This is a genomic window from Vibrio sp. B181a (assembly GCF_030248375.1).
Classification (GTDB): Bacteria; Pseudomonadota; Gammaproteobacteria; order Enterobacterales; family Vibrionaceae; genus Vibrio; species Vibrio campbellii.
The window spans coordinates 1-7,612 of sequence record NZ_JAHGAD010000082.1; the positions used below are offsets into that span (position 1 = coordinate 1).

At 41.4% G+C, this 7,612-nt stretch carries 8 protein-coding genes and 1 pseudogene; 6 read left to right on the plus strand and 3 right to left on the minus strand.

Annotated elements, in window-relative coordinates; all coding sequences use genetic code 11:
- The 5 genes and pseudogenes from KIO97_RS24260 to KIO97_RS24280 all read left to right on the plus strand — a co-directional run.
- Positions 1 to 354 (plus strand): annotated as a pseudogene (locus tag KIO97_RS24260) (helicase); the annotation flags it as partial.
- Positions 355 to 427: 73 nt separating this feature from the next.
- A complete protein-coding gene (locus KIO97_RS24265) occupies positions 428 to 781 on the plus strand; it encodes a hypothetical protein (RefSeq protein WP_285384178.1) in 354 nt (117 codons plus the stop codon).
- 71 nt (positions 782 to 852) lie between these two features.
- Positions 853 to 1,338, plus strand: a complete 486-nt coding sequence (locus tag KIO97_RS24270; RefSeq protein ID WP_285384179.1) for a hypothetical protein — start codon at positions 853 to 855, stop codon at positions 1,336 to 1,338.
- Positions 1,335 to 1,622, plus strand: coding sequence for a hypothetical protein (locus KIO97_RS24275; protein WP_285384180.1), 288 nt, complete (start codon positions 1,335 to 1,337; stop codon positions 1,620 to 1,622). The genes KIO97_RS24270 and KIO97_RS24275 overlap by 4 nt, the downstream gene beginning before the upstream one ends.
- A 14-nt stretch (positions 1,623 to 1,636) precedes the next feature.
- Entirely contained in the window at positions 1,637 to 1,822 is a 186-nt protein-coding gene (locus tag KIO97_RS24280) for a hypothetical protein (RefSeq protein WP_285384181.1), read from the plus strand.
- Between the two features lie 506 nt (positions 1,823 to 2,328).
- Here the strand turns inward: KIO97_RS24280 and KIO97_RS24285 are convergent.
- Together KIO97_RS24285 and KIO97_RS24290 are read right to left on the minus strand one after the other, a co-directional pair.
- On the minus strand, positions 2,329 to 3,300 hold the full coding sequence (locus tag KIO97_RS24285; protein ID WP_285384182.1) for a ParB family protein: 972 nt from the start codon (positions 3,298 to 3,300) through the stop codon (positions 2,329 to 2,331).
- A 2-nt stretch (positions 3,301 to 3,302) separates the two neighbouring features.
- Positions 3,303 to 4,571, minus strand: coding sequence for a ParA family protein (locus KIO97_RS24290; protein ID WP_285384183.1), 1,269 nt, complete (start codon positions 4,569 to 4,571; stop codon positions 3,303 to 3,305).
- A gap of 278 nt (positions 4,572 to 4,849) precedes the next feature.
- Here KIO97_RS24290 and KIO97_RS24295 point away from each other — a divergent pair, with 278 nt between their 5' ends.
- Positions 4,850 to 5,914 (plus strand): replication initiation protein, encoded by a 1,065-nt coding sequence (locus tag KIO97_RS24295; protein WP_285384184.1) that lies wholly within the window; start codon positions 4,850 to 4,852, stop codon positions 5,912 to 5,914.
- 404 nt (positions 5,915 to 6,318) lie between these two features.
- Here the strand turns inward: KIO97_RS24295 and KIO97_RS24300 are convergent, their stop codons facing one another.
- On the minus strand, positions 6,319 to 6,636 hold the full coding sequence (locus KIO97_RS24300) for a helix-turn-helix domain-containing protein (RefSeq protein WP_285384185.1): 318 nt from the start codon (positions 6,634 to 6,636) through the stop codon (positions 6,319 to 6,321).
- Positions 6,637 to 7,612 lie beyond the last annotated feature (976 nt).

Genomic DNA, 7,612 nt, shown 5'->3' on the forward strand with positions numbered 1-7,612 from the left:
GTGGACAGAGGCATTGATGTGCTCATCACCAACCCCGAACTGGTCAAAACCGGACTCGACTTGTTGGAGTTTCCGTCGATTGTGTTCACCAACACCGGCTACAACGTCTATACGCTGATGCAAGCCGCAAGGCGCAGCTGGCGTATCGGTCAACGTGAAGATGTGGACGTGACCTTTTTAGGCTATCAAGGCAGCGCGCAAATGGCGTGCCTGGAATTGATGGCCAAGAAAATCGCGGTCACCCAATCCACCTCTGGCGACATGCCCGATAACGGACTGGATATCCTCAACAGCGATGGCGACAGTGTGGAAGTGGCATTAGCTAAATCATTGCTACGACAGACTCAACATTAACCTGACATACCACCCTAACTGGGCACTTGTACCCAGTTAGGGTTCAGGTGCTCTTCAACCAAAAGGTTTTATCATGAAGCAAACCATAACGTTAGAGCACGCGCTTGCGCTTGCTTATTTCAAAGAAGGGTTCCCTTACGAGGAAGACAATACCGTGCTGTTTGAAGAGGTGTCCAATGGTGGGGATTTAGAGTTCTTTATGTTAGTACTGGAACAATTTATTCCTACAGTGGAGGCGCATCTGGAGCAATACGAACTGGAAGCCCCTGATAGGCTGTATCTCTTTTATGGTGAGGTTTTTCCTCATGAGCTTAAAAAATTATTGATGGTCACCCCCACACCAACCGAGAAACAACTTATCCAATGCACAGAACTCAGTCTCAATGCGATAGCGCATTCGATGTGCGACATTAGACAAACGTTATAACGACTAACCCTAACCGGGAGCCTGCCTCCCGGTTCGCTCCCTTTTTACTTTGAATACAATTGGAGCAACGTATGCACAACATGAACCACGTATTGACTGAGCTGATGGTCTGGCTCGAAGACAACATGACCAGCCAAAGTGAGCTGCACTTTGATAACAAAGGGCAGATTGACTCAGCGCAGGTTTACCAAGCCTTAACCATGCAGTTAACCACACTACGTCCTTGTGAGGCGTTGAAGCAGCATTTAGCGCTGTCTCATGCCTTGCTGGCTCAGACCATGCACTTACTGCGTATCCACCGACCCGATGATGCCGTTCAACCTCGGCTTATCACCTTGATTGAGCACAAAGCCTCGAACGGGGTGTTTGTTTCGCCGAGTACCCACCCAGAGCCGTATCGAGAGTTTCATTACTACATCGATGCCAACAACACGCTATGGGCGTTAATGGTGATGGATGAGCAAGAGCGCATCATCGATGCGTACTTGCATCCTGAGCTTTACGCCAATCCCGAAGTGTTTGCGCTTTGTGTGTATCAAACCAAGGAGGCAATATGATGAGAACCAAAGACGCGCGCTTACGTATCGCGAATACCATCTTGGCACAACTGAGTGGCAACCGATTCATCGTGATGACCGGAGCCAAGCAGTTTGTGGCGATAGAGCAGGGGCTGATGTTCACGCTACCCGCTCGCCTTGCCAAGCTGGGTATCAATAAAGTACGCGTGGAGCTGGCCGCCAGTGACACGTACACCATTGAGGTTTTACAAGAGTCAGGCGTGTACTGCGTTCAATTGGAGCAGACCTTTGAGGATTTGACCGGCGTTTACACGCGCTTTTGAGATGAGAAAAGGTTATGAACTATTGCATCAACTGCGGAGAAAAGGGCACACTACGTGCACTTGAGGTTCCAGAAAATGAAGATCCCCCGTTCCTAGAACGCGGAGACTTTGGAGCAGATAACCGCTATAGCCAAGAGCAGCCTGTCACGATACTAAGGTGCCAGACCTGCCAACACGAGATGATTGATTTATCGTCTTAAGCACTGAGGGGAGGGCAGTCATGTCCTCCCCTTCTTTTTTATTGTTCTTTACACGACCACATTGAACCAACACCCAACCGCCCTTGCGACGACACTCAATCAGCCAGAAAACCATACACGGAACCAAAGGGTAGGCTCCGCCAAAGGGATAAAAGGGAGCAAGGGAAGGGTTTTCCCAAGGGAAAAGCCCTATCCAGAAAGGGTGAAAGGGCGAGTCTAAGTTGCAAGTGCGACTACTTAATAGCGAGGTTAACAATAAATTGATTTAAGCAAAGGGGAACAACCCCCATTGTAAGGTACTAGTTATTGTTCAATAACTTTATAAAACAACAACTTACGAAAGACATAAAAAAGGGTCGCTACAGGTCATTGTACGTAGGACCATCTACCTAACATACGGGAGATCTTACTACAATAACGCGGAAGCGTTCACCAACACAATTGAAGTTAGCTGTCACTACACCCTAGAGCAGTGGTCATTCTAGATTCACAAAATAGCATTTGAACTATGAATTTAAGATTTGCCTAGTCAAACGCTCTATCTCACGCATCTTTTCAACCCCGACTCTAGACAACTCTATTTTCATTGTTTTACCGTCTGGGCTTATCTTCGTTCTTGCGTAAGCTTTTTTATCCGTAAATTGACATAGCTCACGAGTTGACCACTCAGGCTTAGGTTGCTTCTTCAATAAATGCTCAACAAACTCTTCTAGCTCTTTGAGAGTAGCAGCCTGCTTATCAGAAACAGTTGTACCAAGTTCGATACCTCTCAACTTTTGGGTAAAAGACTCCATTGTATCTTTAATATTCTTGTTTGCTCTAGAAAGCTGATTTTGAATTTTCGTCAAAGAACTATAGTAACTATTAGGAATTCCCTCATAATCAACAAACACTGCTAAGATATCTTTTGATACCTTGTTCGCAGCCAGTCGCTTACGTAATGACTCTCGACCGATAGATAACTCTTCCGCCAAGTCTTCTATCTTCATAGCATCGACATCAAGAGATTTTCGCTCAGCAATACGCAGAAGGTACTGCGCATGCTCAGGGTAGGACCATCTCTTAACCTCTTGGCTATCATTAATAATTGCTAGAATTTGCTCGTCCGTAATATCACCTTGAATCTCCCAAAGAGGTAAATCTACATTACTATGAGCACAGCAAAAACGGCGTCGGCTCGCATCTAAAAGAAGTAACTTTCCACTAAACAAGCACCGAACAGCAACCCCTTCTTGGTTTACACCATTTTCTTTAATCGAAGGAAGAATATCTCGTACAGCCTCAATACTCAGTGCTTCTTGGTTTCTTGGGTTAAGTGGATGAATATCGGTTTTTGTGTTAATATCAGAAGACGGAACAATAACTCGTTTCGCTATCAAATTACCATTCAAGTAACTTCTGGTAACTGCGCTCCCTTTCATCAACGACGCTCGCGAACTAGCCTGCCCAGTAAGCAAGCCTTTACCTTTCTTTGTCATAATTAATCACTCTTGCTTGATAATACTTTTATTTCTGAGATCAGCGTGCTGTATACTTCAGTAACTGACGTTATAGCGTCATGATATTGAATATCGGTACACATGCTTTCCGTTTTGATAATGTCAAAGATAGAACGGTTCTTTTCAGCTGCTTCTTGAAAGAAAGGACTATGTTTAATCGGTTTAGTAATCATATCACTACCAACCGTTTGTAAAAGGCGATCAAATATCTTCCTTTCTTGTCGATTTGACTCGTTGTAATTAACAGGAAGAATTTTGAACCATTCTATGTTTCCTCCCTTTGAAGGCACATCCTCAAGCTGTTCTTCCAATGTTAGCAGATACGACATTGTACTTACGTAGTCGTAAATCCTTGGTGAAATGGGAGTAAGCATCATATCTGATGCTTCAATCGCCGACCATGTGATAGGACTGTTTTGCGGCGGCAAATCTAGATATATGATGTCATATTGCGACTTTAAAACAGGAACAATTTTTTGAGCGAATGTAGTTAGTAACTTTACACGCTTTTCTTCATTTAAAGTCCAATATAGCTTCGTAAACTGCTCATCTGTCGGAAACGCAGTCATGACATCTAAATTTGGTAAATGTGTAGAGAAAGGAGAAGCTAGTACAACATCTTCAAAGCGATGCCCAGCCTCTAAAAATTCTAATGCTTCATTATCGAATTCGCGCTCGTAGTCACCATCAAACAAGGCACACACAAGATCACAAAGGGTAATATAAACTTCCTCAGAATCTCCATCGACGTTCACAATACCTCTCATACTCCCTTGTGGATCTAGGTCAAGTATAAGAACTCGAGCATTCAGTGATCTATCTAAGGATGTCTTTACGGCTAGGGCAGTAGCTGTTGTTGATTTACCTGTACCACCTTTATAATTTCCAACACAGACGACTTTTGATTCGTGATTATCAGAGAATTTTGGAAACTCAAGATGTTCCATTAACTTATACACTTCGCGTAGTGGAAACATAAGAGAGCGATTGTACAAATAAGGTTCGCTTATCACACCTTCATCAATAAATTGTGCAATTCGTTTATTATAAGTGTTCTTAGACAACCCTAGAATGTCCACCCCAAGAGTGGTCTTGTTCACCGCATGATTATGGACTAATCGAGTAACTCCATTCTCTAGCACATCATCTTTCAGACGAATCGCTGTTTGTTCAGCTAGCTCTTCCTTAATGCTCAAGTTTTTTTCGAACATAGCTCTACCGAGCAGTCCTACCTTGTCTTTGAAGTTCATACTTATAGCCCTTATTTAATACTTACATCGCATAGGAAGAAACATAATTTAAAATTGAACCATAAACAAGTTCATTTTTAAATTAATGGTTCAACCTAATAAACTCAAACTGCACGTACGTATAGCTTTCCATCACTATAAACATGATCATCAATGTGGTGTGACACCAAAATTTAGCCATCTATTACATTAAGTAGACAAAAAATTGGTGTTTTAGTGATAAAACACCAATTTTTTGTTATGTTTGAATCATTGATTACATATTTTTGGTGCTAACAATGGCAAAGATAGCGAAAGAAGCCCTCCCAATTCACATAAAGAAGGGACACCAATTAGTTTTTAGTAGACAAGACTTATCAGCTCGTGAAGCTGATATGTTCGCATTAATGGTTGCTCATATGAGCCCGGAAGACTGGGACAGTCAAACACCTGAGTACACATTCTCAGCCCACCAACTATCCGAGTGGTTAAACATCGAATCTAAGCATGTAGGATATACATTAGATCCTGTTGCAGAACGGCTAGCTAAAAAGACTATTGGGATCAGAACAGATGCGAATAATGAGCGAGAGTTTGATCATATAACTTTGTTTAAGCGGATTTATTATAAAAACCGAATGCTTACGATGATACCTAACGACGAATTACGTTCTGAATACATAGAGTACAAGCAAGGCTTTGCGCTAATAAATACCCATAACTACCTTGCTTTAAAAAAAGAGTATGCCAAAAGACTGTACGAACTTCTGAGTAGATTTAAGTCAGGAGGAACTTCTATCCATAAACAATCTTTAGATGATCTGAGAGGTTTGTTTGGAATTCTCGATGAAAGAGGGCGTTTAAAAGATGATAAGAAATCATTCAAAAACAATAGTGTTTTGATCAATCGATGTATTAAATCTTCTATTGAAGAAATCTCGACCAATTTGAAGACCAAAAAAGAGATCGCTTTTTTAGATGGAAATGAGGGCCATAAGGGCTTCAACCTAATCAAAAGAGGTCGAACTATCGTAGGCATTGAGTTCCTCTACAAATGGATGGGTGACCAACCAATTGAAGAAATGAACCATCAAGCAGCAAGAGATATTATCAAAAAGCTTGAGCTAAAGCGCTTACAAACGAACACAATGTTGGAAATCAATGAGTTAAAGTCATTATCTATGGCGTATCATATCGTAGGAGATGAGGAGGTTGCTCTAAAAATCGAGCGTGCAATAGAGCAAAGAATGGAATCAGCTAACATACCTTCTGAGCAAAATTTAGACCAAGAAGATGATGAATACCAATCAATTAAAGAAAAGATTGAAGAACTCAAGCAACTAAATGGCTCCCCTGATTACTGATCATTTTATTGGTGTTTTACTTTGGTTACACCAATAAAGTGATCAGTAAAGAAAATACACCAATATTTTGTTAATCAAACACCACTAAAGAGATCTGAAACACCAAAAAAAGTTACCATTGCACCAACAACAAGATCAGAAATACCAAAAATAAGATCTTAAACACCAATAAAAAGATCTTGAACACCAATAAAAAGATCTTTCATGGTTTTTTTTTTCTTTACATTCAAAGCTTTAGCCAAAGCTATAGTTTTAATAGAGTTAATAGTTTAATAATAAATACATAAAACTAATAGCCTCTTATAGCTGATGTGGATAAGTGGAAAATCAGAGATTTACACACTTATCCACATCGTGGCTTCGCCAATCAATTTTTTTTGTTCTCTTGAAAACACACCTTCCCTCTATGAAAGCATCTTTTTGGCAGCCTCAAGAAGATACAAGTCTTCCTCTGGAAGCTGGCGAATGAATTGAATTATTTCCTGCTTTATCTCAGGAAGTTCTTTTTCATTTCTATATGATATTTGTAATACCTGATTAGCATCCACATTTAACAACTTGCAAAGCGGCCCCAGCTTCTCCACAGAAATCTTTCCTGTACGTGCCCAACGACCAACCAGCGAACGTGAGACACCAAGTTCATTTGCAATTTGGTAATTACTTAGGCCGCTATTTTTTATCACGGCAATAATGGCTAGCTCTATTTGAGTCATATCACTCATTTGTTTTGTCAAAAGCAAAAGGAGCTTTGATTTTATGATGATTAAATTGAACCAATAAGTACTACATGTAGAACATATAGTGCTACATGTTGATCTTTTAATCTAAAACACTTAGAGTTATCACGCTCTTTAAAAACTAGCCCACCCAGCGATGCTGACAACACCGCTGCAGAACTGGCACAGAATTTAGTGCGCGCATCCCACTGCGCACTAAATAAGCGAGCCCCTTTGCTCTGGGGCTCGCTTTCTTCCTTTAGATTGCAAATATTTTGTGACACATAGTCACACTTTGAAACATTTATGAAATGTTGAGGGAACTTAATTTTACAGGGAAATAAAACAGTAACATTCTGATTAAACAACATTTTGTATGTTAAAGTGGTTAAAAAGACAGCAATAATACTGAGGGTATATGTAAATGGTTGATTATTTAATTGTTTTGCCGCAATCGTTACCCTTCCTGCCAATCATAAAAAACGAGTTTCACTACAACTAAAACACATATTACGTAGTGAAGCACAACGCAGTAACGGCAAGGCTCTTTAACAATCTAGGTTTGTTCTCGCGAATAGTATGGCCAACGTGGGGCAGAGGCTCAGGCTTGATCTCCCAATAGAGGAGTGAACCCTCTCCACACGGCAGCAGCGACAGATGTCTCATTTTTCCACGGAGGAAAAACCAAGGGGTTGATCTCTTCGGTCAACTTTTATACGGTAATAGACGCCTGCCATCAGCGCAGCCAAGCACACGGGGTTTACCCCCCTTAAATGGCGTTCTGAAACGTGTCGCGGCTTCTTATTGGATAAGAAGTTGGAATGCATACTTACTACTGCCCTCAGCCTACGTTGTAGCGCTCTGGTGCTATCAAAACCACGAGCCTTGCGCTCGTTATGCTTCACCATGATGCGGCTTCGGCTCGCGGTGACGCTCACCAATTCAGACAGAGAACAAGGCCGCCTTGCGCCTTGGTTTTTCC

What these genes read in the sequence shown, in the direction of transcription:
- KIO97_RS24265 (WP_285384178.1), top strand. Translation starts at nt 428, where the DNA reads ATGAAGCAAACCATAACGTTAGAGCACGCGCTTGCGCTTGCTTATTTC.
- KIO97_RS24285 (WP_285384182.1), bottom strand. Translation starts at nt 3,300, where the DNA reads ATGACAAAGAAAGGTAAAGGCTTGCTTACTGGGCAGGCTAGTTCGCGA.
- KIO97_RS24280 (WP_285384181.1), top strand. Translation starts at nt 1,637, where the DNA reads ATGAACTATTGCATCAACTGCGGAGAAAAGGGCACACTACGTGCACTT.
- KIO97_RS24290 (WP_285384183.1), bottom strand. Translation starts at nt 4,571, where the DNA reads ATGAACTTCAAAGACAAGGTAGGACTGCTCGGTAGAGCTATGTTCGAA.
- KIO97_RS24295 (WP_285384184.1), top strand. Translation starts at nt 4,850, where the DNA reads ATGGCAAAGATAGCGAAAGAAGCCCTCCCAATTCACATAAAGAAGGGA.
- KIO97_RS24300 (WP_285384185.1), bottom strand. Translation starts at nt 6,636, where the DNA reads ATGAGTGATATGACTCAAATAGAGCTAGCCATTATTGCCGTGATAAAA.
- KIO97_RS24270 (WP_285384179.1), top strand. Translation starts at nt 853, where the DNA reads ATGCACAACATGAACCACGTATTGACTGAGCTGATGGTCTGGCTCGAA.
- KIO97_RS24275 (WP_285384180.1), top strand. Translation starts at nt 1,335, where the DNA reads ATGATGAGAACCAAAGACGCGCGCTTACGTATCGCGAATACCATCTTG.